Annotated in this window: 36 protein-coding genes; 8 read left to right on the top strand and 28 right to left on the bottom strand. The window is 62.3% G+C overall.

Annotated features, from left to right (window positions below):
• Positions 1–8: 8 nt before the first annotated feature.
• A complete protein-coding gene (locus FHR96_RS10530) occupies positions 9–1,040 on the top strand; it encodes a succinylglutamate desuccinylase/aspartoacylase family protein (RefSeq protein ID WP_183387640.1) in 1,032 nt (343 codons plus the stop codon).
• Between the two features lies 1 nt (position 1,041).
• Here FHR96_RS10530 and dusA read toward each other — a convergent pair whose 3' ends face one another.
• Positions 1,042–2,061 carry a tRNA dihydrouridine(20/20a) synthase DusA gene (dusA, locus tag FHR96_RS10525; RefSeq protein WP_183387639.1) on the bottom strand — a complete coding sequence of 340 codons (1,020 nt, stop codon included), beginning with the start codon at positions 2,059–2,061 and terminating at the stop codon, positions 1,042–1,044.
• A 130-nt stretch (positions 2,062–2,191) separates the two neighbouring features.
• Here dusA and FHR96_RS10520 point away from each other — a divergent pair, with 130 nt between their 5' ends.
• Positions 2,192–3,250, top strand: a complete 1,059-nt coding sequence (locus tag FHR96_RS10520; protein ID WP_183387638.1) for a tyrosine-type recombinase/integrase — start codon at positions 2,192–2,194, stop codon at positions 3,248–3,250.
• On the opposite strand, the gene FHR96_RS10515 is transcribed toward FHR96_RS10520, so the two are convergent.
• From FHR96_RS10515 to FHR96_RS10440, 16 genes are all read right to left on the bottom strand, one after another.
• Positions 3,247–3,639 (bottom strand): hypothetical protein, encoded by a 393-nt coding sequence (locus tag FHR96_RS10515; protein WP_183387637.1) that lies wholly within the window; start codon positions 3,637–3,639, stop codon positions 3,247–3,249. The genes FHR96_RS10520 and FHR96_RS10515 overlap by 4 nt on opposite strands.
• Positions 3,632–3,883 (bottom strand): hypothetical protein, encoded by a 252-nt coding sequence (locus FHR96_RS10510; protein WP_183387636.1) that lies wholly within the window; start codon positions 3,881–3,883, stop codon positions 3,632–3,634. The genes FHR96_RS10515 and FHR96_RS10510 overlap by 8 nt, the downstream gene beginning before the upstream one ends.
• Before the next feature lie 29 nt (positions 3,884–3,912).
• Positions 3,913–4,800, bottom strand: coding sequence for an LAPAL motif-containing putative phage structural protein (locus FHR96_RS10505; RefSeq protein ID WP_183387635.1), 888 nt, complete (start codon positions 4,798–4,800; stop codon positions 3,913–3,915).
• 137 nt (positions 4,801–4,937) lie between these two features.
• The gene (locus tag FHR96_RS10500) at positions 4,938–5,195 is read right to left on the bottom strand and encodes a pyocin activator PrtN family protein (RefSeq protein WP_183387634.1); all 258 of its coding nucleotides are present in this window, start codon (positions 5,193–5,195) and stop codon (positions 4,938–4,940) included.
• Positions 5,192–5,479 (bottom strand): hypothetical protein, encoded by a 288-nt coding sequence (locus FHR96_RS10495; protein WP_183387633.1) that lies wholly within the window; start codon positions 5,477–5,479, stop codon positions 5,192–5,194. Before FHR96_RS10495 ends, FHR96_RS10500 begins: the two co-directional genes overlap by 4 nt.
• The gene (locus FHR96_RS10490; RefSeq protein WP_183387632.1) at positions 5,469–5,684 is read right to left on the bottom strand and encodes a TraR/DksA C4-type zinc finger protein; all 216 of its coding nucleotides are present in this window, start codon (positions 5,682–5,684) and stop codon (positions 5,469–5,471) included. Before FHR96_RS10490 ends, FHR96_RS10495 begins: the two co-directional genes overlap by 11 nt.
• Complete coding sequence (locus FHR96_RS10485) at positions 5,677–5,892, bottom strand: hypothetical protein (protein ID WP_183387631.1); 216 nt, start codon at positions 5,890–5,892, stop codon at positions 5,677–5,679. Before FHR96_RS10485 ends, FHR96_RS10490 begins: the two co-directional genes overlap by 8 nt.
• Before the next feature lie 23 nt (positions 5,893–5,915).
• Positions 5,916–8,210, bottom strand: a complete 2,295-nt coding sequence (locus tag FHR96_RS10480; RefSeq protein WP_183387630.1) for a replication endonuclease — start codon at positions 8,208–8,210, stop codon at positions 5,916–5,918.
• Positions 8,210–8,452, bottom strand: coding sequence for a hypothetical protein (locus FHR96_RS10475; protein ID WP_183387629.1), 243 nt, complete (start codon positions 8,450–8,452; stop codon positions 8,210–8,212). The genes FHR96_RS10480 and FHR96_RS10475 overlap by 1 nt, the downstream gene beginning before the upstream one ends.
• The gene (locus tag FHR96_RS10470) at positions 8,452–8,868 is read right to left on the bottom strand and encodes a hypothetical protein (RefSeq protein ID WP_183387628.1); all 417 of its coding nucleotides are present in this window, start codon (positions 8,866–8,868) and stop codon (positions 8,452–8,454) included. The genes FHR96_RS10475 and FHR96_RS10470 overlap by 1 nt, the downstream gene beginning before the upstream one ends.
• A 52-nt stretch (positions 8,869–8,920) precedes the next feature.
• Positions 8,921–9,310 (bottom strand): hypothetical protein, encoded by a 390-nt coding sequence (locus FHR96_RS10465; protein ID WP_183387627.1) that lies wholly within the window; start codon positions 9,308–9,310, stop codon positions 8,921–8,923.
• Positions 9,311–9,332: 22 nt separating this feature from the next.
• On the bottom strand, positions 9,333–9,596 hold the full coding sequence (locus FHR96_RS10460; RefSeq protein ID WP_183387626.1) for an Ogr/Delta-like zinc finger protein: 264 nt from the start codon (positions 9,594–9,596) through the stop codon (positions 9,333–9,335).
• Positions 9,593–9,802 carry a hypothetical protein gene (locus FHR96_RS10455; protein WP_183387625.1) on the bottom strand — a complete coding sequence of 70 codons (210 nt, stop codon included), beginning with the start codon at positions 9,800–9,802 and terminating at the stop codon, positions 9,593–9,595. The genes FHR96_RS10460 and FHR96_RS10455 overlap by 4 nt, the downstream gene beginning before the upstream one ends.
• Before the next feature lie 34 nt (positions 9,803–9,836).
• Positions 9,837–10,040, bottom strand: coding sequence for a hypothetical protein (locus FHR96_RS10450; protein ID WP_183387624.1), 204 nt, complete (start codon positions 10,038–10,040; stop codon positions 9,837–9,839).
• 40 nt (positions 10,041–10,080) lie between these two features.
• Complete coding sequence (locus FHR96_RS10445) at positions 10,081–10,296, bottom strand: hypothetical protein (RefSeq protein WP_183387623.1); 216 nt, start codon at positions 10,294–10,296, stop codon at positions 10,081–10,083.
• Between the two features lie 57 nt (positions 10,297–10,353).
• Positions 10,354–10,677 carry a hypothetical protein gene (locus tag FHR96_RS10440; protein ID WP_183387622.1) on the bottom strand — a complete coding sequence of 108 codons (324 nt, stop codon included), beginning with the start codon at positions 10,675–10,677 and terminating at the stop codon, positions 10,354–10,356.
• A 51-nt stretch (positions 10,678–10,728) separates the two neighbouring features.
• Between FHR96_RS10440 and FHR96_RS10435 the strand changes: the two genes are divergently transcribed.
• From FHR96_RS10435 to FHR96_RS10420, 4 genes are read left to right on the top strand one after another with little or no spacing between them, the layout of a single operon-like run.
• Complete coding sequence (locus FHR96_RS10435; RefSeq protein WP_343066363.1) at positions 10,729–11,445, top strand: XRE family transcriptional regulator; 717 nt, start codon at positions 10,729–10,731, stop codon at positions 11,443–11,445.
• A gap of 17 nt (positions 11,446–11,462) precedes the next feature.
• Positions 11,463–13,052: an AAA family ATPase gene (locus tag FHR96_RS10430; protein ID WP_183387620.1), complete on the top strand. Its 1,590-nt coding sequence runs from the start codon at positions 11,463–11,465 to the stop codon at positions 13,050–13,052.
• A gap of 16 nt (positions 13,053–13,068) precedes the next feature.
• Positions 13,069–14,103, top strand: a complete 1,035-nt coding sequence (locus FHR96_RS10425; RefSeq protein ID WP_183387619.1) for a hypothetical protein — start codon at positions 13,069–13,071, stop codon at positions 14,101–14,103.
• A 43-nt stretch (positions 14,104–14,146) separates the two neighbouring features.
• Entirely contained in the window at positions 14,147–14,800 is a 654-nt protein-coding gene (locus FHR96_RS10420; protein WP_183387618.1) for an SOS response-associated peptidase, read from the top strand.
• Between the two features lie 5 nt (positions 14,801–14,805).
• On the opposite strand, the gene FHR96_RS10415 is transcribed toward FHR96_RS10420, so the two are convergent.
• The 3 genes from FHR96_RS10415 to FHR96_RS10405 are packed head-to-tail and all read right to left on the bottom strand — an operon-like array spanning position 14,806 to position 17,056.
• On the bottom strand, positions 14,806–15,294 hold the full coding sequence (locus tag FHR96_RS10415; RefSeq protein ID WP_183387617.1) for a hypothetical protein: 489 nt from the start codon (positions 15,292–15,294) through the stop codon (positions 14,806–14,808).
• 47 nt (positions 15,295–15,341) lie between these two features.
• A complete protein-coding gene (locus FHR96_RS10410; protein ID WP_183387616.1) occupies positions 15,342–16,619 on the bottom strand; it encodes a Y-family DNA polymerase in 1,278 nt (425 codons plus the stop codon).
• Positions 16,616–17,056: a LexA family protein gene (locus tag FHR96_RS10405; RefSeq protein ID WP_183387615.1), complete on the bottom strand. Its 441-nt coding sequence runs from the start codon at positions 17,054–17,056 to the stop codon at positions 16,616–16,618. Before FHR96_RS10405 ends, FHR96_RS10410 begins: the two co-directional genes overlap by 4 nt.
• A 154-nt stretch (positions 17,057–17,210) precedes the next feature.
• Between FHR96_RS10405 and FHR96_RS10400 the strand changes: the two genes are divergently transcribed.
• Both FHR96_RS10400 and FHR96_RS10395 read left to right on the top strand, forming a co-directional pair.
• On the top strand, positions 17,211–17,564 hold the full coding sequence (locus tag FHR96_RS10400) for a LexA family protein (protein ID WP_183387614.1): 354 nt from the start codon (positions 17,211–17,213) through the stop codon (positions 17,562–17,564).
• Between the two features lie 70 nt (positions 17,565–17,634).
• Positions 17,635–18,057: a trypco2 family protein gene (locus FHR96_RS10395; protein ID WP_183387613.1), complete on the top strand. Its 423-nt coding sequence runs from the start codon at positions 17,635–17,637 to the stop codon at positions 18,055–18,057.
• Positions 18,058–18,181: 124 nt separating this feature from the next.
• Here the strand turns inward: FHR96_RS10395 and FHR96_RS10390 are convergent, their stop codons facing one another.
• From FHR96_RS10390 to FHR96_RS10355, 8 genes are all read right to left on the bottom strand, one after another.
• The gene (locus FHR96_RS10390; protein ID WP_183387612.1) at positions 18,182–18,349 is read right to left on the bottom strand and encodes a hypothetical protein; all 168 of its coding nucleotides are present in this window, start codon (positions 18,347–18,349) and stop codon (positions 18,182–18,184) included.
• Positions 18,346–19,353 carry a contractile injection system protein, VgrG/Pvc8 family gene (locus tag FHR96_RS10385; protein WP_183387611.1) on the bottom strand — a complete coding sequence of 336 codons (1,008 nt, stop codon included), beginning with the start codon at positions 19,351–19,353 and terminating at the stop codon, positions 18,346–18,348. Before FHR96_RS10385 ends, FHR96_RS10390 begins: the two co-directional genes overlap by 4 nt.
• Positions 19,353–19,799, bottom strand: coding sequence for a phage tail protein (locus tag FHR96_RS10380; protein ID WP_183387610.1), 447 nt, complete (start codon positions 19,797–19,799; stop codon positions 19,353–19,355). The genes FHR96_RS10385 and FHR96_RS10380 overlap by 1 nt, the downstream gene beginning before the upstream one ends.
• Before the next feature lie 9 nt (positions 19,800–19,808).
• Positions 19,809–23,768 (bottom strand): phage tail tape measure protein, encoded by a 3,960-nt coding sequence (locus FHR96_RS10375; RefSeq protein WP_183387609.1) that lies wholly within the window; start codon positions 23,766–23,768, stop codon positions 19,809–19,811.
• Entirely contained in the window at positions 23,722–23,892 is a 171-nt protein-coding gene (locus FHR96_RS22740; RefSeq protein ID WP_183387608.1) for a GpE family phage tail protein, read from the bottom strand. Before FHR96_RS22740 ends, FHR96_RS10375 begins: the two co-directional genes overlap by 47 nt.
• Before the next feature lie 26 nt (positions 23,893–23,918).
• On the bottom strand, positions 23,919–24,233 hold the full coding sequence (locus tag FHR96_RS10365) for a phage tail assembly protein (RefSeq protein WP_183387607.1): 315 nt from the start codon (positions 24,231–24,233) through the stop codon (positions 23,919–23,921).
• Positions 24,234–24,365: 132 nt separating this feature from the next.
• Positions 24,366–24,878 (bottom strand): phage major tail tube protein, encoded by a 513-nt coding sequence (locus FHR96_RS10360; protein WP_183387606.1) that lies wholly within the window; start codon positions 24,876–24,878, stop codon positions 24,366–24,368.
• A 15-nt stretch (positions 24,879–24,893) separates the two neighbouring features.
• On the bottom strand, positions 24,894–26,078 hold the full coding sequence (locus FHR96_RS10355) for a phage tail sheath protein (RefSeq protein WP_183387605.1): 1,185 nt from the start codon (positions 26,076–26,078) through the stop codon (positions 24,894–24,896).
• Positions 26,079–26,307: the final 229 nt, after the last annotated feature.

The raw sequence follows: 26,307 nt of genomic DNA, 5'->3' as shown, positions 1-26,307 counted from the left end.
GTCGCCGCATGGCTCGCGCCCCTTTCGAACTCGCCGGCGTGCGTGTGGCCCCGGGGTCACGTAGCCAGATCGATGTGCCGGTGGCTCGGCTCTATACGCATGCGCCCCTGCATATTCCGGTGGAGGTGGTGCACGGCCGTCAGCCGGGGCCGGTGATCCTGGTCTGTGGCGGCATTCACGGCGACGAGATCAACGGCGTCGAGATCGTCCGCCGGCTGCTGCGCTCGCGGCAGATTCAGCGGCTGCGGGGCACCCTGATCGCGGTGCCCATCGTCAACGTCTTCGGCTTCGTGCAACACAGCCGTTACCTGCCCGATCGGCGTGACCTGAACCGCTGCTTTCCGGGTAGCGAGTCGGGGTCGCTGGGCAGTCGCGTGGCGGCGCTTTTCCGTCAGCAGATCGTCGATCAGGCGACCCATGTCATCGACCTGCACACCGGTGCGTTGCATCGTACCAACCTGCCGCAGATCCGGGCCCAGCTGCGCCCCGGCAGCGAGACAGAGCGCATGGCCGATGCCTTCGGGGCCCCCGTGATCCTCAATGCCGACCTGCGCGAAGGCAGCCTGCGCCACTATGCCGAGACGCACGACATTCCGGTGCTGACCTACGAGGCCGGGGAGGCGCTGCGCTTCGATGAGTGGGCGATCACGCCCGGGGTGCGCGGCGTGCTGCGAGTGATGCGCCGGCTGGGCATGCTGAGCGGCGAGCATCGCCGCCGCTCGCCGCCCGCTGCCGAGGTGGCCAATGGCTCGAGCTGGGCGCGGGCGCCCATCGACGGCATCCTCCGGCCGCAGGTCCGGCTGGGGGCGCGGGTGGCCCAGGGAGAGCTGCTGGGGCGGGTCGCCGATCCCTTCGGCAACGCCGAGGGCGAGGTGCGGGCCGTGGCCGATGGCATCGTGATCGGCATGAGCCGGTTGCCGCTGGCCAACGAGGGCGAAGCGCTGTTCCATATCGCCCGCTTCGATGCCATCGAGGAGGCCGAGAATGCCGTCGAGAGCTTCCAGTCGACCCTCGAGCCGCCGCCCGATCCGCTGTACTGAGTCAGCCGACCAGGGACCGATCCGGTGCCGGCTCCGGGACCAGGCCCAGGGCGTCGTCGAATACCGCCAGGCCCGCGCCCGGCCGGTGGGCGTTCTCCGACAGGTGGCGACGGAACTTGCGCCCGCCGGGACAGCCCTGGAAGAGGCCGAGCAGGTGGCGGGTCAGGTGATTGAGCTTGGCGCCTTCGTCGAGGCGTCGGGCCATGTAGGGACGCAGGGCTTCGGCGGCGGCGTGGCGGTTCGCCGCCGGGCCGGGCTCGCCGTAAAGGCGTTGGTCCACCTCGGCCAGCAGCCAGGGATTCTGGTAGGCCTCGCGGCCGATCATTACGCTATCGACGTGCTCGAGCTGTGCCTGACACTCGCTCAGGGTCTTGATCCCGCCGTTGATGCCGATGTGCAGCTCCGGACGGCTGGCCTTCAGCCGGTGGACGCGCGGATAGTTGAGCGGCGGAATATCGCGGTTCTCCTTGGGAGATAGCCCCTCGAGCCAGGCCTTGCGTGCGTGGACGATGAATACCTCGCAGCCGGCATCGGCCACCCGCTCGATGAAGTAGGCCAGGTCGGTGTCCTCGTCCTGGTCGTCGATGCCGATACGACACTTCACGGTGACAGGGATCGATACCGCCTCGCGCATGGCCGACACCGCCGCGGCCACCTTTTCCGGATGGGCCATCAGGCAGGCGCCGATCAGGTTGTTCTGGACGCGGTCGCTGGGACAGCCAACGTTGAGGTTGACCTCGTCATAGCCCCATTGCTCGGCGATCGCAGCACACTCCGCCAACTCGCCGGCGTCGCTTCCGCCCAATTGCAGGGCCAACGGATGTTCGACGGCATCGTAGCCGAGGAAACGCTCCCGCGGGCTGCCGTGCAGGATGGCGCCGGTGGTCACCATCTCGGTGTAGAGCAGGGCACGCCGGGTCAGCGTCCGCGCGAAGGCGCGGTAGTCCCGGGTCGTCCAGTCCATCATCGGCGCGACGGAGAAAGTTCTATCCAGCGCAGGGCGCGCGGTGCCAGTATTCATGCGGGTTTCAGCATTTGCCTTGCAAGCCATAACTGTTCATATTTACAGTGGTTAAGACAGGTTTTTCGAAGCACGCTGGTACTGATTTGGTACTTGGGGCGTCTTCGATTTGGTACCAGGGAGGTGCAAATTGGCGACGATCCGGAAACGCCGCAAGAAGGATGGCAGTTTCTCATACATTGCGCAGATCCGCATCGCGCGGGATGGCCACCAGCACGCCGAGTCCAAGGCTTTTCCCCGCAAGGCCATGGCGGAGGAATGGGCCAAGCGCCGAGAGCTCGAGCTCAAAAGCCCGGGAGGCATGCTCTCGGCCAAGTGGCGGGGCGTGACCCTTGGCGACGCCATCGAGCGCTACATCCACGAATTCGCCCAGGATGCCGGCCGTTCGAAGCGAGCCACCATCCAGCAGCTGCTGCGCTTCCCTATCGCCCGGGTACAGATCACTGAGCTGACCAGTGAGCAGATCATAGGACATGCCGTTATCCGCCGGGACAGCGGCATCAAGCCCTCGACCATCAACCAGGACATCACCTGGCTGGGCATCATTCTCAAGACAGCCGCGGCCGCCTGGAAGATGCCGGTGGAGCTCAACGAGTTCGAGTCGGCCAAGCTGCTTCTGCGCAGCAAGGGACTCGTCTCCCGGCCAGGGTCACGCGATCGGCGGCCGACGGCCGAGGAGATCAAGCAGATCCGGGCCTACTTCCGCCGCTCGCAGAGGATCCGCCCGAGCGCGATCATCCCCATGGAAGACATTATGGACTTTGCCATCTCTTCCTCGAGGCGCCAGGAGGAGATCACCCGGCTTACCTGGGAGGATCTTGACCACCAGGCCATGACCTGCTGGGTTCGCGATGCCAAGCACCCGCGGCAGAAGTGGGGTAACCACAAGCGCTTCAAGCTGAGCCACGAGGCCATGGGCATCATCCAGCGGCAGCCGCGGGCCCAGGGCGAGGAGAGGATCTTCCCCTACAACGGCAAGTCGATCGGCACCCGCTGGCGGGCGGCGACGGCGGCCTGCGGGATCGAGGACCTACGCTTTCACGACCTGCGCCACGAAGCGACATCCCGCCTCTTCGAGGCGGGATATGAAATCGTGGAGGTGCAGCAGTTCACGCTGCATGAGAGCTGGGACGTGCTGAAGCGGTATACGCACTTGAATCCGCAAGATTTAATTCTTCGTGATTTTTAGATTTTTGTCACTACTGACTCTAGCTTGAGCCTTCCCTCATGGAAGTCTGTGTTGGCTTGAGAAAGCTTGTTCATAGCCTTGTCATAGTTTTTGCCATATTTTTTCTTTTGCCCTTCATCTAGTCGCTTGTCTTTAAGGCATTTTTTGCAGAATCTTATGTCCTTTTTTAGACCTGCCTTGTACTTGGAAAGCTCATCTGGTTCGTCAAGAGAGTTAAGCAGTTTTGTGCAGTAAGCGCTAAGAAATGGAGCGAAGAAGACGCTTGCATAAACACCTATCTGAACAAATTCTTCAGGAGCAAAGCTTGTTGCTAGCATTGTGAAGAGGGTGCCCACGCCACCTGTGAAGAAGGTTTGGGCTGTTCTATTTCCAACCTTTCCTTCATTCATTTTGGGCACCTTTTTTCAGCGATGTTAATTGCTCAACAATAGGGGAATTGGAGTCTAGTTTGATTGCTGTTTTATGCTCTTCTCCATCTTCCTCTTTTATTGAGACAATTAGAGTTGTGCCGCTTATTCTGCTGTTGATAAAATGTCTTGTTGCAGCCCTTGAAAGCTTGAATAGCATGGGGCTGATCGATATCAGCCCCAGCCAAAAGAAGAGCTCGGTAATTTCAGGGTATTCAGAAATCATTTAACACCCCTCCTTTTTACATCCTTGATCTAAATGAGCCTTCTGTTTTTTGCAGCCAAGTGCCGGGTGACTTCACTTATTTTGTAGTTTTTCGTTGAGCGTGTTGCTCTTTTGGTTTCTTCGTGTTGAAGTCTGACTTCAAAGATATCATCTTTAATGAATTCTTGCTTCCTTGAGGCAACCTTATCAAGGAAGTTCTTGTCTAACATTTCGACAGCGCAGTCCTTGCCGTTGTACATCATTCGCCAGCCTTTAGAAGAATTAAAGTTGACCTGTGTAAAAGTGACGGTAGTCAGTTCATCCTCAAATATGTTTTCTTCTAACGAACCGTCTGGCATTTGCGAAAGGCTTGAAATCTCTTCTTGATTGGCTGCGAAATATGTTGCGTGGTCAACACCTAACACTTTGAAAGAAGGGTTGTTTTTTCCTCTTAAAGGCTCGTGGGCGATCTTGTTTATCGCTTCTCTGACTTTTTTGTCAGTAGCCAGGAGACCAAGGTTTTTGTCTGAGATTATCTGCTCATCACCGAGATCAATGATAGATTTATTTTCTTTTTTGTCGATTTTTACTTTGATGATTTTTTTGTTTTTTAAGCTCTTGGTTAGCTCAAAGAGTGAGCCGCCGAGTATGGCGCTCCCGGCGGAGGAAATCCCAATGTACTTCAGTACATTGAGAACCTCAGGAGAAGCTGCGGTCACCAGGAACTCGACAATGAATGAGCCTTCTTTAGCTGGTGTGGTAACTTTTAGGTTTTTCGAGAGTTCAGCATCTTTGTGAAGTTTTTTTGAAACTTCGGAGATGAGCTCGTGCATGCCAACTATGGCATTTCCTAAATCAATGGCATTTATTCTATGATCAGAAAGACCATTGTCTTCCGCATCGTATGAGATGCTAAATCTTTCATCTTTGTATGACACGTCCACGTCCCTGCGTATTGATTAATTAGTCTTAGACATAAAATGGACGAGAACTTACAGCAAAGCAAACGCTGATGCAAGACTACGGCCTACCTCTGGCACTAAAGTGCATAATTGGCTATTAAAAGTCCTTATATTCAACAGTTTACCATTCTCCACATCTCATGTGCCTCGGCCCGCCGCTTGTCCAGGTACTGGGCGAGGTCCACGGCGCTGACAAGCCAGGGCGCCTTCTGCGAGTCACCGGCGCGGTAGGCGGGCACCGGCAGGGCCTGGGCGCCGGCACGGGCACTGGCGGTGCGTGCGCTGATGCCGAAGTAGCGCGGGGCGACCTCTTCAAGCGGCAGCTCGCCGCGGCCGTCGAACTCGGCCAGCAGTCCGAAGTAGGTATTCATGGTTGGGCCCTCCCTTTCCAGTGCTGGAAGCGTTGCGTGATGCGTTGGAAGACGCCACCGGCGGTGACGTTATGGTCCAGCTCGGCGCGGCTCTGGATGCCGCAGGCGGCGCAGATCCAGTCCCGGGCGTCCTGCTCGTTGTGGGTGCCGTCCGGCAGTTGGCTCTCGGTCATCCGATGCTTGTGGCGGCGGCGACGGTCCAGGTAGAGCCGGAAGGCCGGATCCTGGCAGAGCATCGCCGCCCGGCGGGCCCGTGGCCCGCCTTTCGGTCGATCAGCGCACATGGCGGCGCTTCCTCTCGTTGATCTCCTGGCACTCGATGCAGGTGGTGGCCCAGGGCGCGGCCCGGCGGCGGGCCGCGGGGATCTCGTCGCCACATTCCTCGCACTCGTCGTTGGCGGCCGGCGCAGCCGGCAGGCGGCGGTGGGCCAGGGCGGTTTCCATGCGCTGCTCGAGTAGGTCGGTGGCGCGGTCTGCGTTATCAGCCATTGGCGATGCGCTCCTGGATGGCCTGTCCGTCGCGGTAGGCACAGTGGTGGTCGGCAAGGGCCTGGCGCAGCTCTTCCTCGCTGTTGAAGGCCACGACCATGGCGTAGCGGTGGTGGACCTGCCCGCTGTCCTCGCTGAGCACGGCGAGCTCGCCGGCGTCCTGCAGGATGCCGCGGGGTTCCGGGCGATGGTGTTGTGCGATAGGCATGACTTCCTCCTTGATGATGGTGATCAGCACAGCTCCGGCGGGAAGGACTCTTCCGGCTCGGGCGGTGCAGGTGGTTGGAACAGCCGCTGGGCCGCGGCGCGGACCATGCGGGCCTCGAGGTCGGCGTCTTCCTCGGCGGCGCGGACGTCGTCGCTTTGCCGCCACGCTTCGAAGCGCGCGACCTGCTCGGCGAGGACCTCCGGTGGGGGCGTGCGGGGGGCGATATCCACCCCCGTACAGTTAGTGACACGAGTCCAAGCGTCGCCGGCTGCGCCGGCTCCGGAACGGCCCGCCGCCCGCTGACGGGAGCGGATCTCCCACCGATACAGGCGCGTGAGGTATTCGGCCTGGCGGCCGCGACGGTCGCGGACGACGAGGCCCCAAGTGGCTTTCACCGGCTCGCCGTAGCGGCCTCGGGCCTCGATGCTGCGATGTTCCTCGCCGGTGGCGTGGCTGAAGCTGGGCTCACTCGTGTCGGGGCGCTTCAACGTCCACGGCTTGATGGGCTGGTCGCAGCGCGGCGCGTTGGGGCCGCCCATCAGGCGCATGAACAGGTCCCACTGGCCGGCGTTGGCGGCCTGGCGTATCAGGCCCAGCGTTTCGGAGACGCTGGGCGCCGGGCGGGTGGCTTCTTCCCACTGGCGTAGCTGTTCTTCCTGCTGCTCAGTGAGACGGCGAACCTCGCGCCACACGGTGACGCTGGGCAGGCCCAGGAACTGGAACTGGCGGATGCCCCAGGTAGCGGCCCAGGCCTCGATGCGCGGGGCGGCGTCGGAAAGCTCGTGGCCGTAGCGGTCCTGGTGGTCGTTCTCGACGCTGTCGCGGGCGAACTGCTCGCCGTTGATGTTCTTGCTGACGTACTTGGCCACGTAGCCGGCCGCGGTGCCCCGGGAGTAGTCGATCCGCACCGGCTTGAAGCGGGCGGTGGACTTGTGGCCGCCTCGGTCGAACAGCTCGTCTGTCGCCTCGGCCTCGGCGTACTCGCGCAGGATCTCGGTCACCCGTGGCTCGGCGCCGGGCTGCATCCACAGCAGCAGATGCCAATGGGGCGTGCCGTCGTGGTGGGGCTCCACCACACGGATGCCATAGACACCCAGGCCCTCGCGGGCCAGCTTGGCGCGGGCCTGGGACCACAGGCGCTGGATGTGCTGCTGGGCATCGCGCGGGGTGCTGCCGTCGTACTTGCGATTGCGCCGCGCATTGCGCGACAGCACCGGGTGGAAGCGGCTGGGCGCGGTGATGGTGTAGAACATGCCGGTGTGGCCCAGGCGGCGAGCCTCGGCCTCGGTGTCGCGGATGCGCAGCATCAGCTCCGCCCGGCGGTGATCGGCATTGGCCAGGCCTAGTTCGGCCAGCTCGGCGAGGCTGTAGACCTGACCGTCCTGGTTAATCGCCTCCAGCGTCTCCAGCAGGGCGCGGTTACGTACCTTCTGGCTTCGCCGGCGCTCGACGGTCATGTCGCTGCAGTAGATGCCGGCGCGGGCATGCACGCGGTGGGCCTCGCGCTGGACCTGCTCGAGGCGGCGGCCAGCGGTGCGGCGCAACTTACGGCGCCACCACAGCGAGCAGCTCAGCCGAGCCAACTGCACGGCGGTGCGCGACCGGCGCGCCGGCGGTTCGATGCCGTGCTGGGCGGCGCGGCTCCGGGCCTTCTTGAGGGCGATCTCGTCGACCACCGCCAGACTCATCGGCGGGTGATAGGTGAAGCGGAACACCGCCATCAGCGGAATGCCCACCGGCGGCGGGGTGAGCGGGTTGCGGCTGTCGGCGAGCTGTTCCTGGTAGTCCGCCATGCGCGCCGAGAGCGTCTTGCCCCTGGGCGTGATGGCCGGTGCCGGCGGCGGCAGCAGGCCGTGACGGCGCCGGCGGTTATAGTCGGCGATGCCGCCGATCAGCTTCTGGCGCTCGTCGTCCACGGCGCGGGCCTGGGCCTCAGCGTAGCGGACCAGGGCCTCATCATCGTGACTGGCATTCAGGCCGCCCACGGTGAGGCGCTTCTCGACGTCGGCCAGCCAGGCGCATTCGGCCTGGATGCCCTCGATGGTGGTGCGCTCCAGGCGACGCAGCGAGGCCGCGCCCCGCTCCAGGTCCTTGGCGATCGGGGCGAAGCGGCGATAGATGCGGCCCGGATCGACGAGGCCCTGGGTGTTGCGGCGCAGCCAGCGGTTGCCGGCGGCGTTGCCATGACGCTTGGCGACGTGCACGAAGCCGGCGGCCAGATCCTCTGCCAGGGTGGGTAGGGCATCGAAGAAGCCCTGGCGCCACCGATGGCACTCCGGTGTGCCGAAGGTGCGGGATTGCTCGAGCACGGCGGACATCAACGCGCCTCCTGCCGGAACGGCTGGGGCTTGGCCGGGCGCGGCCGTTCAAGGCTCGCCAGCTCGCCGGCGTACTGCTGCACCACCGCTTCGACCTCGAGCAATTGGTTGCCAAGGCGGTGCGCCGTGGCGTCCAGCTCGTTGGCCGCCTCGTGCTCGCCCTTCTGTCGCAGGCGAGAGGCTTTGCCGTGCAGCGTGGACTGGCCTACCCAGAGACGTTCCATGGTGATGTGCAGGCTCATCACGCCACCCCCCGCTCGATGATGGCCAGCCAGTGCAGGGCGGCCTCAGTGTTGCCCTCGGCCAGGGCCTGGCGGGCGTGGGAAGCCAGCTCGCGGCTGGGGTGCGGGCGGTGTCCGCCGAGGTTATCGCGCAGGCGGCTGGCGTACTGGCTCATACGGTGCACGGCGGCACGCAGGGCCTCGCGGCTGGGCTTGGGCAGTTCGTGAATGCCCACCCGTGGGTCGCGCTGGGGCAGTCGGGCACTGGCCATCAGCGTGCGTCGCTCGCCGGGCTCAAGCTCGGCCCACAGCGTGGCCAGGTCCTCATCGGCGCAGCGGCTGTGCAGCTCGGCGCGAAGGGCGCCCCAGTCGCCGCGGTCGTGTTCGACGGCGGGGCGGGGCTGTGCACTGGGTAGCGGATGGACGTTGGCAGACAAGGGGCTCCCCTCCACTGGCGTGGTGACGATGAAAAAAGACGGAAGATCGGGGTTAGTGCGAGGCGCGCTCCAGGACGAGCAGGCGCCGTGAATCGGTGTTGGCGGCGGTGCAGTGGCTCGATTCGACCAGGGTCAGCAGATCCTTCACGGTGAGCACTACTCGGCTACCGCCGGCGCGCTTCAGCACCACGGCATGGGCGCTGCTGGCCTCCACGTCGATGCGGTCCACCTTGTTCATGCTCTCCATTTCGGCGTAGGCCTGGAGGGCGGCATTCTCGGCGGCGTGCTCGGTCATCTCGCGGTTGACCACCAGGTGCTCGATGCAACTGTCGATGGCCACCGCGCGTGGCAGCCCCGGGTGGCGCCACAGGTGGGCCGTGGCCTCATTCTCGGGGTCGAGCCGCGGCGCAGTAGCCGGGCGGATCGGCATGACATTGCTCATGGTGATGTCCTTCATCGTGGCGTCAGGCGTTGGCGGCGGCTTGCGACAAGGCCAGTTCCCGCAGGCGAGGCACCAGTGGCAGCCTGACCGTGGGGTTGGGGTGGTCACTCGGCGCGATGGTGTGGGTGAACTCGATCGATGCCTTGGCACGCCACCCGCAGTTCTCGTTGCGACATTCGAAGACGGCTTCTCGATAAACCGGCGTCAGCCCCTGGCTCTTGCGGATACGCATATTCGTGCCGCAGTGCGGACACGGGATGCGCGGGCGGATCGGGGCTTCTCTCATTGATGGCCTCCTTGTGGCTTGACCAGATAGAGCGCCGGCGGGGCTCCCGTGATTTCCGTGGTGCTCTTGTTCATGCGGCCTTTCAGCAAGAACTCGGTGGCCTGATCGATGGATGCGAGGCCGTATTCCTCCTGGATGGCGAGGAGCGCGCGCTGTAGCTCGATGTCGCCCTCCAGCGGGATCCGCTCTTCGTGCTCTTCATGCATGGGGTCTCCTTGAGGACCTGAAAAAGGCCTTCGTTTACTGGGCGCCCCGGGCGAGATTGGCGTTGTAGAGCCTGCCGACGCCGAGGCGGTCGTAGGCTTCCTTGAGCAGCATCTCGCGGAGCAGCACCGACCTGGGCTGGCCGCTGTGATAGACGAGAGCGTCCAGCAGGGTCCGCTCGCGGTCGTTGAGATTGACGCTGGCATACCGTTGGCGAACGAGATTGGGGTCCTGGTACATGGCGGATTTCCTTATGCAGAAGATCAGGACAGTGCAGCGATCAGGAGCGGCCAGCGTGGCCGGCTTCGGCATCGAGCTGGGCGAGCCCCTTGAGCACAAGCAGCCGGGTGGTGGCGGAGAGCGAGCGCTGCTGCTCGTTGGCCAGTGCATCGAGACGCTTGCGCTCGTGTTGCGTGACGTGGGTCATGACCGGGCAATTGCAGCCCTTGGGCGCACGCTGAGTGGTGGGGTGAGCGATGGTTTCGGCGGTATTCATCGGTTAGGCTTCCTTAATAGAGTGAAAGACTGTGCCGGGCGGTGGCAGCCGCCCGAATCAGTGCCCGTAGAGCCGAATCAGCTTGCGCTGGGTGAAGTGTTCGTCGAGGTAGACGCGCAGGTCGCAGAGGGCGTCTTCGATTTCGTGGTTGGGCCGCTGGTCGCGCAGCAGTGCAACGGCCAACTCGGCTGCTGCCTCGGCGGACACGCGCTCCTCGAGCGCCTCGAGATCGGCCAGCGGGTTGGCCGCGGCGTCGCGCTCGGTGGCCTTCACCGCCTGGCGATTGGCCGGGGTGCAGCGGCCCAGCTCGACGTCGAGGCCGCGAAACGTGGTGCGATGGGGCAACGCTTGGACGTTGCCGGTAGCAGCAGGAGTGGCCATGGCAGTGGCTCCCTTGTGATGTGAAGTGCTTTGTAAGACTGCAGGTTGATAATGGTTCAACGAACGTTTACCAGTCAAGGGGAAGGTAAAAAATACATGACCACAGGGAGCAGGTTACGAGAGGAGCGCGAGCGTCTGGGCATGAGCCAGACAGAGCTCGCCGTCCTTGGTGGTGTGGGGAAAATGTCCCAGATCAACTACGAAAAGGACGCTCGTAGCCCCAATGCGGCCTACCTCACGGCGTTAGACGAGGCTGGTGTTGACACCCATTACGTGCTCACGGGAAGGCGAACAGATGAGAGCCACGCCACATTAGGTGATGGCTCCTTATCGTTTACCACGGGGAGTGAAGCCCTATCACCGGTGGCCATGTACGACATCGAGGCCGCGGCTGGTGATGGCCGCTCGCTCGAGCGGGAAGAGGTCGAGTCCACGATGTACTTCCCCACCGAGCAGCTCGCCGCCCAGGGCCTCGACCCGGCCCAGGTGGTGGGTATCAAGGTTCGCGGCGACTCGATGGACGGCACGCTGGCCGACGGCGACTGGGTGCTGGTGGATCGCAGCAGCCGCGATCCTCACCCGGAAGGCGTGTTCTTGCTGCTCGTGCACGGCGAGCGGCGCATCAAGCGCGTGCAGCGCGTCGCCGGCGGCGCCTGGCTGCTGATCAGCGACAACCCGCGTTATGAGAAGGAATTGATCAAGCCGCAGGATATGAAGGACGTGGAGATCCTGGGGCGGTGTGAGATTCGGATTGGGCGTATAACCTAAATCATAAGGGGCATGCTTTGGCGAGCGTAAATGCTATTAAAGTAAGGAATTTGCGTAGCTTTTGTTCTGAAAAAGATTTTGTTCCAATCAAGGATATTAATATTTTGGTTGGTAAAAACAGCTCAGGGAAAAGCACTTTTGCTCGAGTATTTCCGCTGTTGAGACAATCAATGGAGGAAAAGACCAAGGGGCCGGTTTTATGGTTTGGAAATTATGTTGATTTTGGAGATTTTAGCTCTTCTGTAAATTGCAATATTCCAGACGGGGAAAAAGAGATATTTTTTGATTTTGACCTGGATGTTGATTTAGAGAAAGAGGTGGTAACTGATTATTACGATTATGCTAGCAGCGTTTTTATGGACTTCGACTTGGATAGGGATCTTGTTTCTCTCCCTCTTCAGTTTAGTCTTGGTGTTGTAAATCACGGCAATATAACCTCTGCTAGTTATATGGGGGTGAGTTCAGGTGACTGCAAGGTAGAGTTGAGGTTCTCAGGTTTCGATGTTTGTGGCTTTAAGGCCTTCAATGTCAAGCATGGCTATGAAGTTAGTTTTAAAGAAGAGTATAGAGCTCTCAATTCTATTTTTTTTCCTAGGGTGCTTTCAGCAGATGCAATGAAAAGCAATAAGTTTAAGCTTCTTCCTACTAGAAATCTCCCTGAAGTTCGTCATAAGTTTCAAAGATTTTTGCTGGATTACCATCACAAGTCAAAAAAAGAGTCAACTGTTGCAGGAGTTGTCTCCAAGGTGAGAGTTGGCGGCAGAGAAGATGTTTACAGTTATTTGCTAAAAAGCTTTTCTTCTGACAAGCAGTTTTTAAAAAACCTGGTAGGAAAAGAGGAGTATGTGAGAGATATATCTTACCTTTATAGTTTTTGCATGCATTTCCAAAAGATTGTGGACTCTGCCAATTCGGCACTTAGGGAGTTTTTTTTAGGCGTTAGGTACCTTGGGCCTGTTCGTGCTTCTGCGGAAAGATTTTATAGATATCAAGATCTGCAGGTCAATGAGATCGATCATTTGGGGGCAAATCTCCCAATGGTTATTAATTCATTGACTGAGTCGCAGAAATACAGGTTGAAGCTCTGGATGGAAGAGAGTTTTGGGTTTTCACTGCAGCTTTCAGGAGGAGGGTCACATTATGCGTTGCTAATCAAAGAGGAGGGGAGCGAGACGCCCTTCAATATTAGCGATATGGGGTTTGGGTACTCTCAGATATTGCCGGTTGTGGTTTCTGTCTGGCTTGAGAAAGAGGATATTGTTGATAGAGTCGGATATGGTTTCTCTAGAAATCACCCCCAATCAGTTATCGTTATAGAGCAACCGGAGTTACATTTGCATCCACTTTTGCAATACCGATTTGCACATGCAATTGCAAAGCTTTCTGCTTCGGGGGGTGAAAAGAAAATAAAGTTTTTGTTTGAAACACACAGCAAACACATTATCGATGCTTTTGGGGATTCTGTCAGTAATGGGTTGATTAGTGACGATGATGTAAATATCACTATCTTCGATAAAGAGGTTGGCGGCTCAACTAAGGTAGTTCGCTCAGGATATGACGCGGAGGGCTATTTAATGAACTGGCCTGCCGGCTTCCTATCAGCGTGAGGGTTTAGAGGTTTTCATGATTGTAAGAATCCCCGGAATTCCTAACCTTGATGATGATAGAAGTGATAAGCTTAGGGTTATAGAACATGCAATTAATGCTTTCGGTGAAGGTAAGCATATATTGTGGATGCAGCGTGCTTTAGTAGAAATGTTGTTGGATACAGAAGGGCTTAGTGACTACCATTATCGAGCTCTTTATAAGCTTAAGAGTTATGTGAGAGAGTCTAAGTATTTACATGAAAGTTTTGTGTTTCATGTTGAAATTGATTTTGATGATAAGATGTGTAGACAGGTTGAGGATGGTAGGTTTTTGAGAGTTGGCTATGGCTGGCTAAATGACTCATCCTTTTGGCAAAAGGCTAAAATTATAGTTGAGCACGTTTTTGACTATCAATTGTATTTAAAAGGGAGTCAGGTCTTTTTGGTCAAAGCCGGCTTGTTTGATTCTCAAGATGTTAAGTGCAATCCGCATCATGGTGGTGGAGCAACCACATATGATGAATTTGTGAGGCATCTAAATGAAGATGAGCCAGTTCTCTGTATTGTTGATAGTGACAAATCTCATCCTTCTGGTAAATTGGGTGGCACTGCAAAAAGGTTCAATCGTTTTGAAAGAGGAGCGGATGGTTTCGGCTATTTAAGAATTCTTGATTCTCGTGAGGTCGAGAACATTATCCCTTTAGACGTGGTTGAGGAAGTTATTTTAAGAACCTCTCAGAACAACTATGACAATTTTAATATTGTGGCGAGGCATGGCTGTAGGCCTTTTTTTGATCATAAGTGCGGTTTAAGAAAAGATGATGCACTTGCTTTAGATCATCAATGTGGGTCTGTTTATTGGGAAGGTGTTGTTGAGGCTCGTGAGGATGCAGACGATTGGGTCTGTCGTGGTATAGGCAGTGATTTGTCTCGGCATTCTTTGGATGCCATGAATTGTTGCTCTGTACATAAGCTGGCAGAGCGAACTGTTGAGGGTGTTGATGATGAATGGCTAAGTATTTCGCAACTAGTGGCATCTTGGGGAGCATGCTTGAAAAATAGAGTATGTTAACTATAAATCTTACCTTCACAGTGATTGTGAATAGCGATGAATTATGTGCGGCCGCTTCGCTCTTTATAGCCCCTATCCGAAGCTCTCTCAGGCCCTGCGTTTGCCGCTGGAGCCAGGGGAGCTGAGGCCACGCTACAACGTGGCGCCGGGTACCTGGATCACTGCGGTGGGCCATCCCAGCGATGATGCGCCGCTGGTGATGGGTGAGGTGTGGTGGGGCTACCGGCCGCACTGGACGAATGACAAGGCGCCTGAGCCCATCAACGCCACCGTCGAGAAGGTAGCCACCTCCAACTACTTTCGCGGGGCGTTCGCCCATCATCGCTGCCTGGTGCCGGCGGACGGCTGGTACGAGTGGCTACCGGTAGACGGCAAGAAGCAGCCGCACTTCCTGTGCCGTGAGGACCGCGAGCCGATCTGGCTGGCGGGCATCTGGAGTGAGCGGCCGGACGGCAAGCCGGGCTGTGCCATCCTCACTGAGCCGGCTCGCGGGGTGGCTGCGGAGATCCACTCGCGCATGCCGCTGGCCCTGGACGACGAGAGCCTGGAGCCCTGGCTCGATCCCCACCTGACGGACCGCGAGACGATCCGCCAGGTGGTCCACCACCTACCCGCTGAGCTGATAATCCATTGGCCCGTCAGCACTCGCGTCAATCGTTCCGCTAACGACGATGCCAGTTTAATACAATTCTGCTAGTGCTTTTACTTCAGTGCTTGCATAAGTGCTCGGTATTCTCTTTCTGCTCTGATTGCCTGATCCATGGCTGCTTCTTCATACATGGGGTCTAGTCCTTCAGTTGAGACATTCTCGCTTGCTTGGTCTCCTGTGAATGCAATCCCGTTTATTGTTTCTCTGAACTTGTGAAGTCGCGCAAAGGCGTTTTTTTTGGTTAAGGACTCAAGGGTGATGGTGGATAAGGCGTTGCAATGGTTTTTTAGGCTTGTGGTGTTTATTCCTTCGTGGATCAGGTATGTCAAGTCGCCGCGCACTGTTTGATCTATATATCTGGCTTCTTTTATGGCAAGAGTGGCAATGTCGACTATTGATTTATGATAGTTTTCTTCGCCTTTTATTTTTTCTGATTTTTCGTGATGCCTATCTCTCCAAGATATAAGGAAGGCGGCAAAGATGGCGGCTATGCTTCCAATTGCCTGAACCCATGATGGCTCTGTTAAGTCAATTTCTGCCACTACAATTTCTCCATTCGTTTTTAGTTGAAGACTGCAATCCTAGCACTTCATGTTTTAGCATTGATGAGTTCATTCCATTGAGTAGTGTATCGCGGTGTGCGGTGCGCGCAGCGCAGGTGCCAGGCGGCATTCTTGCTTGGCATGCCCAGGCGTACGGTGCCGCGGCCCATCTTACCGTTGAGCTTGTCCAGGGTGGCCATCAGCTTGTGATCACGATCGCGTTGGGCGGCCCGCTCGGGCGTGTCGAGCAGCGAGAGCTGTTCGCGGTTGGCATCCACCAGGTCGAGCAGCATCACGCCGCCTTTCATGAATCGGTACCCACGGCGGTAGATCGCCTCGAGGCACTGGCGGGCGGCGGCCAGGATCAGTCTGCTGTCGTCAGTGGGCTCGGGCAGTTCGACAACGGCGCTGGGCGAGTACTGAGCCAGGTCCAGCCGGTGTCGGTTGGTCTTGAGGAAGACGAGCACGGCGCGGGCGTGACTGTCCTGCTGGCGGAGCTTCTCGGCGCCGCGTTGGGCGTGCTGGCGGATGGCCTCCTGCAGCTCGCCCAGGTCGCCGGTGAGGCGACCGAAGGAGCGCGACGTCATGATGCGATCGCGCGGGCGGTCGGCGTCGTTGAGCTCGATGCAGGGTGTGCCCTGGAGTTCGCGCACGGTGCGCTCGAGCGTGACGGAGAAGCGCCGGCGGATGGTCTTGGGGTCGGCCTGGCGGAGATCCCAGGCAGTCCCGATGCCCTGGATGGCCAGCCGCTCGACCAGCCGGCGGCCGACGCCCCAGACATCGCCCAGGGCGGTGCGCTCGAGCAAGCGGCGAGTCTCGTCGCCCTCGGCGTGCAATACGCAGGTGCCGCCGTACTCCGGCAGCTTCTTGGCGGCGCGGTTGGCCAGCTTGGCGAGGGTGCGGGTGGGCGCCACACCCACGCAGACGGGGATGCCGGTGAACTGGCGCACGTTGCGATAGAGCGTGCGGGCCAGGGCCTGGGTGGTGGCAGTGTCGAAGCCGTCGAACCTGACGAACATCTCATCGATTGAGTAAGGCTCGACGCCGGCGGAGAACTCCTCGAGGACCTCGCGCACCCGGGCGGACATGTCGCCGTAGAGCTCGTAGTTGGACGAGAGCAGGTGGATGCGGCCCTGGTTGACCCACTGCTGCAGCTCGAAGGCTGGGGTGCCCATCTCGACGCCCAGGGCCTTGAGCTCGTTGGAGCGCGCGATCACGCAGCCGTCGTTGTTGGACATCACGCCCACCGGCACGCCCTCGAGCCGCGGCTGGAAGACGCGCTCGCAGCTCACGTAGAAATTGTTGCAGTCCACGAGCCCGATCATACGGCGTACTCGTGGATGACCGAGCGCACCACGCCCCACACCTGGCAGTCCAGGTCGGCCACTGGGATCGGCGCATAGCGGCTGTTGCCGGAGCACAGGTAGGGCCGCTTACCAATCGTCTCGTAGCGCTTCACGATCACTTCCCCGTCGACCAGGGCCACGACGATGTGCCCTGGGCGAGCGTCGATGGAACGGTCCACCACCACGGTGTCGCCGTCCTGGATGCCGAAGTCGACCATGCTGTCGCCGGTGACGGTCATGAAGAACGTGGCCGCGGGGCGCTTCACCAGCCGCTCGTTGAGATCGAGCGTGCGGCCGACGTAGTCCTCTGCCGGTGAGGGAAAGCCGGAGATGCCGGCGCGGATGGTGGCCAGTGGGTGGGGCAGGGCGCGGTATGGCGGTGCCGGGTGCGGATGGTGGATCTCGGGATCGCGCATGGCGGTGCCTCTTGTCAAAGACTGTTCGTTTATACAGTATTCGACATCGGCGCACTCTTAGGCAAACGCTAATATGAACAAAGGCCAGGTGACGCAGGCGGCCGGGCCCGGTGTGGTGCGGCTGGTGGCAGGATCATGAATTGGCAGGGACGACATGCGAGTGAATTACCTGGGCCCGGCGTGTCTGGGCATCGACCATCCCGCGCTGGAGGGATACGACCTCTCGCGCTTCAAGCCCACCTGCTACCTGGTGGAGGTGAGCGAGGATGCCGGAGTGGGCGGTCCGTTAATGGAAGGCGACCTGTTGGTGGTCGACGAGCAGAAGCCCGCCCAGCACGCCGACCTGGTGGTGGTGGAGCTGGATGGCGAGCAGCGGCTGTTCAGCAGCCACCGGATCGGCGGGCGGATGCGCCTGATGCCTACCGCCGGGCCCCGCGAGTCGATCTGGGCCCGGCAGTCGGATCTGCGGGGCGTGGTGGTGAGCCAGGCGAGGCGGTATGGGTTGTGATTTCTCACATCTGATATAGCTTTAATGTGAAAGGAAGACGTTGTCATGTGATTGATCAATGGGGGCGGCTATGAAAGGAAATATTTCTCTTGGGAGGTTTATTGCTCAAGTCAAGGATGAGTTGAAGAGCTCTCAAAGTGATCCGGCCGATGCATTTTATGAGCTAACGGATGTTCAGCTTGAGGTGACCTTTGCCTTGAGTACAAAAGGTGGTGCAAAAGGGAAGCTGGTTGTTGTTGAATTGGGTGGAGAAACTGCTGCATCACAAACGCACAAAGTGATATTGAATTTAAAGCCGCTCCCTTTATATGGTGAAAGGGAAGGTGAAGATGGGAATTCAGATGCAGGAGGAGGTGGTGGTGACAATAGTGGAGGTGGTGGGGGGACGATTCCAGGAGGGGTGTATTCGGACAAGCGACCAAACTTGCCTCTCTATGCGCCTGCCAATATCAAGGAATATGATCTTTCTCAACAGCAGTGGTTGCCTCGTTAAAGCGGTACCCTGATACGAGGGGACCCATGGAAATGGAAATAGCAGCGATGGTACCTACCTGTAGTTTCTTTTAAGCCCGGCCAATTCATGGCCGGGTCACCATTTACATGGTGCGCTTGCTTCATCAAGTTTTTACTTCCATCTCTACCGAGCTCGTCAGTGCGCGGTCGCTCAGGTCGTGGCTGACCTCGGTGATCAGCCAGGGCGTGGTCTCTATCTCGGGTTTCCAGCTGGTGAGCGTGACCGGGATCTCTGGGTCTAGGTCGGCTCGGCCCTCGGCGAGGTCTCTCACGCCCCCACCTTCACCTCGCAGCGAATCCGCGTGATGTAGCCCTTGTCGTCGAGGATGTCCTCGACGTCGGTAATCAGCCAGTCGGTGCCGTCGATCTGGGGCTTCCAGCCCACCAGGGTGATGGGCGTTTCGGCGATGAGGTCGGCACGGCCGTGGGCCATGGTGAGTTCGAACAGGGCCTCGCGGCGCTGAATGCGCTGCCACTCGGAGACGGCTTCGTCCATGGCGTCGGCCTCGTTGGCGAACACGGCGCGCAGCTCCTTGAGTTTGCCCGTGCCGCCTGCGACGACCTCCTGCCGGGCGGCCGCTCTCGGGTCATTCCAGTAGGCCTTCACGCCGGTATAGCTCTCGGCGTCGCGTGAGGTGCGGCTGTAGCGGTGCTGGTCGCCGTCACGCCGGGTGATGACCACGCCGCCCAGGGCCGCGCCGCTGGCGGCTCGGCCGTCGCCGGCCGGGGTGAACAGCAGGCGCCCAGATTTGATGGTGGCCACGGCGTCATAGCGTCGGCCCAGGCGGGTCAGGAAGTTGAGGTCGCTCTCGTCGGTCTGGTCAATATGGGGCAGGGGGATCGCCCCCAGGTCGCCGCCGATGATGGGCGACAAGCCGTTGCGCCCGGCGACGGCGCCGATGATGGTGCCGAGCGTCTGGGTGGGATCGTGCCAGCTCTGGGTGCGCTTGCCGGGCAGCATCTGCTGCATGTCGGCGGCGCGGGCGCGGATGGTGAGCCGGTCGGGGCTGCCGGAGTGTTCCACCTCGTCGACGTGGAAGGTGCCGCGATCGATCAGCCCCTCGTCCTGCCAGCCGATGGCGACGCTGAGCAGGGCGCCGCTGGGGGGAATGGCGAGCTCGCCGTCGTGGTCGGTGAGCACGATGTCGAGCTGGTCGGACTCCTGGTCGCGCTGCGCCTTGATGCGCAGCGAGTGGAGACGGCCGTTGAGCTTGGGCGTGATGTCCTGGCCGGCCAGGGTGACCCGGTAGCTGGGGCGATGATAGGGCATGGCCATCAGGCGTAGGCCCCCTGGAGCACGGCCTGGCTGTAGAGCGTGATATCGCCCAGGGCGGCCGCGCCGGCCTGGTCATCAACGTGCTCGAGGGTCATCGAGAACTCGATCTTAGCGGGCGTGCCGTCGCGGCACAGGGTGCTGGCGGTTTCGTCGATGCCGGTGACCACGAACAGCCCGTACTGGCGGCCGCTGCCCTCGACCAGCGGCCAGGCCTTGCCCTTGTCGGCCATGTCGCGGATCTCGTCCAGGCTAGGCCGGCCGCCGGTGAACGCGGGGTACAGGGTGCCCGAGAGGGTGATGGTGTCGCTGCCCACGCCAACGAACTGATAGGCCGGCCGTTCGCCGACGCGCGACTGGGACGGGTGGCGCCACTCGGTGCGGCGTTGCAGTTGCTGATACGGCACGCTGCGTGTCTCGAACACGAACATGCCCAGGGCCATCAACATGGCGGTCTCCTATTCACGGTCCCAGAGCGACGAGCGCCCGCGTGCGCTGGCGTCGCGCTGGGCATCTTCCAGCGCCCGCTGCACCTCGCGGGCGACATGCTGTGCCAGGGTCTGCTCATCCATGCCGGGCGCGGCGTTGACGTTGATATTGATGTCACCGAACGAGAGGCTGCCCGCGCTTGGGCTCATGCCGCCCTGGGTGAGCGGTGGTCGATTGTCGATCTGGATCGGCTGGGTATCGGCGGCAATGGGCGCCACGTCGGGGCGGGCGACCTGCAACGCCGGGAGCTCGGGCCGCTGATAGGGCACGGTGCCTAGGTCCGGCACCTCCGGCCGCTGGATGGCCAGCGCCGGCATGGTGTCGAGCTGCGGCGGGCGCAGGCGCAGCGATGGCAGTTCGCCGAGCTGGGGCAGCCTTGGCGATTCGGCGCGAATCTTCAGCGTCGGTAGCTCGGGCATCGGCGGTAGCTCGATGCCCGGGGCACGCAGGATGCCCAGATCCGGCGGGGCCGGGGCCTCGGCCGCCACTCGCATGGCGGGGAGCTCGGGCACAGGCGGCAGCTCGAGGCCAGGGGCGCGCAGGGTGCCCAGCTCCGACAGGGTCGGGGCCTCGGTGGTCAATCGCATGGCCGGCAGCTCGGGCATCGGCGGCAGCTCGATGCCCGGGGCGCGCAGGGTGCCCAACTCCGGCAAGGCCGGGGCCTCGGCCGCCACTCGCATGGCCGGCAGCTCGGGCATCGGCGGCAGTTCGAGGCGCGGAGCGTGCAGGATGCCCAGCTCCGGCAGGGGCGGGGCCTCGGCTGCCACTCGTAGGGCCGGCAACTCGGGCATCGACGGCAGCTCGATGCCAGGTGCGCGCAGGGTGCCCAGCTCCGGCAGGGCTGGGGCCTCGACCGCCACTCGCATGGCCGGCAGCTCGGGCATCGGCGGCAGCTCGAGGCGCGGGGCGTGCAGGGTGCCCAGCTTCGGCAAAGCTGGGGCCTCGGCGGTTACTCGCATAGCCGGCAGCTCGGGCACCGGCGGCAGCTCGAGGCCCGGGGCGCGCAGGGAGCCCAGCTCCGGCAGGGCCGGGGCCTCGGCCGCCAATCGCATGGTGGGCAGCTCTGGCACCGGCGGCAGCTCGAGGCCGGGGGCGCGCAGGGTGCCCAGCTCCGGCAGGGCCGGTGCCTCGGCGGTCACGCGAAGGGCGGGCAGCTCGGGCGGTACCGGTGGCGTGGCGGTGGCCACGCTGGGGAGCGTCAGCGCGCCCAGGCTGAGGCCAGCGCCGGCCTGGCGCAGGCGTTGCCCGAAGCGGTCGACCTGGTGCAGCGGGCCGTCCTCGCCGGCTTTCAGGCCGCGTTGCAGTCCGGCCATGGTGTGGCCGCCTAGCTCGGCGAACACGCGAGACGGGGAGTGGATGCCGAGCTTTTCCTTGAACCAGCCCACCACGGCGTCGGCGGTGCCGCCGATGGCGTCCTTGAGGGCCTGCCAGCGCTCGTCGATGCCGTTGACCAGGCCTTCGATGAGGTTGCCCCCAAAGCCGGCGAACACCCGTGAGGGGGAATGAATGCCCAGCACGCCCTTGAACCAGTCGGCCACGCTGCCGGCCATGCCCACGATACGTTCGCGCAGCGCGCCCAGGGCGCCGGTGACACCGCCGATCAGGCTATCCACGATGGCGCTGCCGAGGCTCGCGAAGCGTTGGGGCACTTGAACGCCGAGGCGCTCCAGGGCCGCGGTTATACCGCGCCACAGCAGCCCGAAGGGCGACCAGTCGAGCAGCAGGCGGCCGAGGCCGGCCAGGCCCTCATCGAAGGCGCCGGTGATGTGCTGCCATCCAGCGGCCAGGCCACGCGACAGGGCGCCGAACAGGCCGTCGACGATCAGCCCGCCGAGGGTGGCGAAACGTTGAGGCACGTCGACGCCGAGCCAGCCCAGTCCCTTGGTGATGCTCCGGTAGATCAGCCCGATGGGATTCCAGTTGAGCAGTAGCGTGACGACCGCGCCGGCGCCCTCCTGGAAGGCGGCCTTCACGTCGGCCCAGCGGTTGCGGAAGAAGGCGGCGATGCCATCCCAATGGCGGTAGATCAGATAGGCGGCGCCGGCGATGGCGGTGATGGCCAGCCCGATGGGGTTGAGCAGCAGTGCCCGGCCCACGGTCGCCATGATGCGCCCCACCCACAGCAGCCCCTTGCCCAGGGCGGGAAGAATGCGGCTGGTGAAGGCGTAGATCCGCCCGCCCAGGCCCCCGGTCTGGATGCCCAGCATGGCCAGGCCGTAGCGCACCGTGACGATCGGGCCGAGCAGCGAGGCCAGCATCAGGGTCAGGGCGCCGCCGACGGCCACCAGCCCGGCGACGCCGGCCGCAGCGGTGGCAATCTGGGCGGTCAACTCGGGATTTTCCTTCATCCAGTCGCCCACGGCGCGCGTCACGGCGGTGACCTTCTGGATCAGCTCGCGCAGCGGCCCCTGGTTGGTGTCGGTGAGGGTGATGCCGATTTCCTGCCAGGCGCTGTTGAGCGCCTTGAGGTCGCCGCCGATGTTGTCGGCCATGGTGCGTGCCATGCCGGCGTTCTCGCCCTGGGCGTGGCGCACGGCCTCGATCAGCTCGGTCAGACGACCCTCGCCCATGGCATCCACCAGCTCGCTCATGCCCGAGCCGGCCTCGACGCCGAAGATCTCCTGGAGGGCCGACGTCCGTTCGACGTTGCCCAGCCCTGCGGTGGCCTGTTCGATGTCCGACAGGATGGCGGGCAGGTCGCGCATGTTGCCCTGGGTGTCGGCGACCTGGAGGCCGAGATCCTGCATGACGCCGGCGGCAGCCTTGGTGGGATTGGTGAGGCGGTTCTTCATGGCACGCATCGCCGTGCCGGCCATCTCGCCCTGGATGCCGATGTTGCCGAGGATGCCGGCCATGGCGGTGGCCTGCTCAAGGCTGATGTTGAGATCCGCCGCGCCGCCCAGGTACTTCACGGTGTTGCCGAGCTTTTCGAGATCGACATTGGCGCGGCTGGCGGTGGCCGAGAGTACGTCGGCCACGCGGGTCATGGCGCCGTCCTGCTCGAGGTCGATCTTGAAGGTGCCGGCGATGTTGGAGGCGATGTCGGCGGTGCGGCCGAGCTCGGTGTTGTTGGCGATGGCCAGGTCGAGCACGTCGCCCATCGAGGCGCGAATCGCCTCGGCGCTCATGCCGGCGCGCAGCAGGAACTCCTGGCCGGCGCCGACCTCGGTGGCGCTGAAGGCAGTGGAGGCACCGAGCTCTCGCGACTGCGCCTGGAGCGCCTGGAAGCGCTGGTCATCCTCGGTGAAGCGGCCCACGGCCTGCACGGCGCTCATCTGCTCGCCGTAGGCCACGCCGGGGGCGAGCAGCCGCGCCCCGCCGTAGAGGGCAGCGCCGCCGGTGGCCAGGCCGGTCATGCCGGCGCCGCGCATGTTGTTGGCCCGGCCGATGCCGCGCTGGTACTGGTCGGCGGCCTGGCGGGCGCGTCGCTGGGACTCTGCCAGACGGGTCAGCTTGCGCTGCTGCTGGTCGATCTGGGCGTTGGCGTCGCGCATCTGCCGGGCCAGGGATTGCTCGCTGCCGGCGAGGCGGCCGGTGATGTCGTGGGTGTCGCGCAGCGAGCGCTTGAGCCGCTGGGCCTGGCCGGACTGCCGATCGTAGGTGCGGGCGAGCTCCTGGGCCTTGCGGATGGCCCGGTCTCGCTCGCGGTTGAGGGAGGCGGTGTCGCCTTCGGTGGTGTTCAGCTGCCGGGAGAGCTCGGCGACCTGGCGGCGCTGGGCCGCCAGGGCGTCGCCGGTCTCGCCGGCCTGGCGCTTCATGTCACGAAACGCGCGCAGGTCACGCTGCGCGCGTTCGAGTTGCTTGAGCTGGTCGCGGCTGGCCTTCAGCGCCTGGGCGGTGGCTTCACTGCCCCGGGTGATCTGGCGTAGCGGGCGGGTCGCGTTATTGACGGCGTCGAGGACGACTTGAAGCTTGAGATCGCGCGCCATGTGCGGCTCCGTCTGCGGCGCCGCTGCGCTTGCGCGCGCGTTCGCGCCAGTCCATCAGTTCGCGCAGGGTGAAGGCCGCGCAGTCGGTAGGTGTCCAGTGGAAGACGGTGGCGAGATCCGCCATCGCGTCTTCCACCTGGTCGGGGAGCCTTACGCGGCGTCGCCCTTGGCCCGCTTCGTCAGCAAAAAACCGGCGATTTCACTGCCGCATTGCACCAGGTCGGCCGGGTCCATCTCGCGAACCTCGGGCTCGGTCAGCGACGGCGCGGACAGCCGCGGGATCAGCTTGATCAGCGCGTCGGTCTGCATCTGCAGCACGTCGGTGAGCGCCACGCCGCGCAACTCGCCGCTGCGGGGCTTGCGCAGGGTGATGGACTCGATAGTCTGCTCACCGCGCTTGATGGGGGTGTCGAGCTCGACCTGGCCGGTGATGGGCTGGGTTTTCTCGGTCGCTTTATCGGTCATGGGGTGTAACTCCTGGTCGTAATCGCGTTTTCTCACGCGACGGTTTATGCTGTGCCACAGGTTCCCCCTAGCCTTGATAGGGTGTGAATCCAGAGCGCCTCGCCGGCCCCTTACCGGCGAGGCGTTCGTCGTTTATAGCCCCAGGGCGGCGCGTCGCTCGGCCAGGCGGTCTTCGCCGTTGACCTTGAACACGTACCCGGGAATGTCGATCTCGATCACCGTGGCGCCGTTGATGGTCAGCTTGTAGTAGCTGAGCGTGCTGGTGACGGTGTGCTCGGTGTTCTCGCCGGACTGGGCGTCGCCCATGTCGATCTCGGTGTGGCGGCCGCGCATCACGACCTCGACCGGCACCACCTCCTGGACGTCGTCGCTCTCGTAGCTGCCGGTCATGCGCAACAGGTCGGCATCGATGCGGCTGCTGCCGTAGTTGTCGAACATCGCCGCGATCAGGCCGCCGACGGTCCATTCGCAGGTCATCAGGCCGTCGATACCCATGTCGATGCCGACGGTGCCTTCCATGCCCCCGCCGCGCCATTCCTCGATCTTGCGGGTCAGGGTGGGCAAGGTGACGGACTGGACCTGGCCCTGCCAGGAGTCGCCGTTGGCGAACAGGTTCATGTCCTTGAGCTTCTTGGGAAGTGCCATGGGGCGGGGCTCCTATCAGGTCAGGGCGGCGACGCGGTCGGCGAAGTCGGCGAGGTAGGTGTCGGTGATCCGCTGCTGGAAGCCGAGATCCTCGAGGGGCGGCACCGGCGTGTAGTCGTAGTCGATGCGCAGCTTGCCGGCCTTGAGCGACTCGTTGGTGTTGAGCTCTTCGTTGAGCCAAGCCTCGCCGTCGACGATGTAGCCCAGCGTCTTGAGCTCGCGCAGCTTGGCGTTTATGCCCTCGATGATGTCGCGGGCCAGGCTCGCGTGGAGCGGCTTGTCGACCGCCCAGAGGTGGGCCTCGGCGATGGTGTCGGCGAGGATCTGCGCGGTGCGGGTGTAGTTCTCGAACGGGAACAGCGACTCGGGGCCGGCGCAGGTGCGCGAGCCCCAGAAACGGTAGCCGGACTGGTTGATCAGCGTGGTGACGTCCGCGGCGTTCAGGATGCCGGCGTCGGTGTTGGGGGACTGCAGGTCCCAGAACACGTCGGCCGAAATGCCGGTGACGCCGTTGACCGGGATGTTGGAGAGCGTCTTGTGCCAGCCCACGGTCTGGTCGAGCTTGGCACGCAGGCCCAGGGCGCGGGCCACGGCGCTGACCGGCGTGGTGGCGCTGTCGGTGATGTCCCAGGCCTCGAACTCGGGCCAGATGACCATCAGCTCGCGGGCGCCGAACTGGTCGCGGTAGCTGGTGGCGTCGGTGACGGTGGTCGCGCCGTCGGCGCTGACGTAGGCGAAGGCCCGCAGGTCCTGGGCGATCGATACCAGGGCGGTGGCCACCGGCTGGGTATCGAGCTCGGGCACGCCCAGGATGCGCGGCGTCACGCCGAGCTTTTGCTTGGCGGTGAGCAGCGCCTGCAGCCCGGTGCGCCGGGACTCCGGGGTGACGGTGCCGATGATGTTGCTGGTGGTCTCGGCCTCGTCGGCGCCTTCGGCCACGCGCACGGCGACGATCACCGGATCGCACTGGTCGGCGATGGCATCCAGCGTGCGGCCCAGGGTGCCGGTGGTACCGGCCTGGCCGATGGATCGGCTGATGTTGGTGATCAGCACCGGGGTGTCGAACGGAAAGGCGGTGTCGTCGGCATCCGGGGCGGTACAGACGATGCCGATGATGGACGTCGAGATGGTACGGATGATGCGGGTGCCGTCGTTGATCTCGGCAACACGGACGCCGTGATGGTATTGGTCGAGTGCCATGTGTAGGTCCTGATCAGGGAGAACGGTGGCAGGGAACGCGCGGCAGGACGCGCTATCAGGCCTTCATGGTGTGGTGAGGGCGTGGGCGGGGCGAGCGGTGCTCGGTGTCGTGAGGGCGTCTTACACCGGCAAGACGGAGGCTCATTGGCGGGGTGGCAGAGTCACCGCACGGCGACTACAAGTGGTAGGGCCGTGTCTGTAGTGGATGGAGGCGGCTAGGCTGTGCAAC

The sequence above is a fragment of the Halomonas organivorans genome (assembly GCF_014192055.1).
Taxonomy (GTDB): domain Bacteria; phylum Pseudomonadota; class Gammaproteobacteria; order Pseudomonadales; family Halomonadaceae; genus Halomonas; species Halomonas organivorans.
The sequence above is the reverse complement of the archived record's forward strand: the minus strand, read 5'-3'. Positions and strand labels throughout refer to the sequence as shown.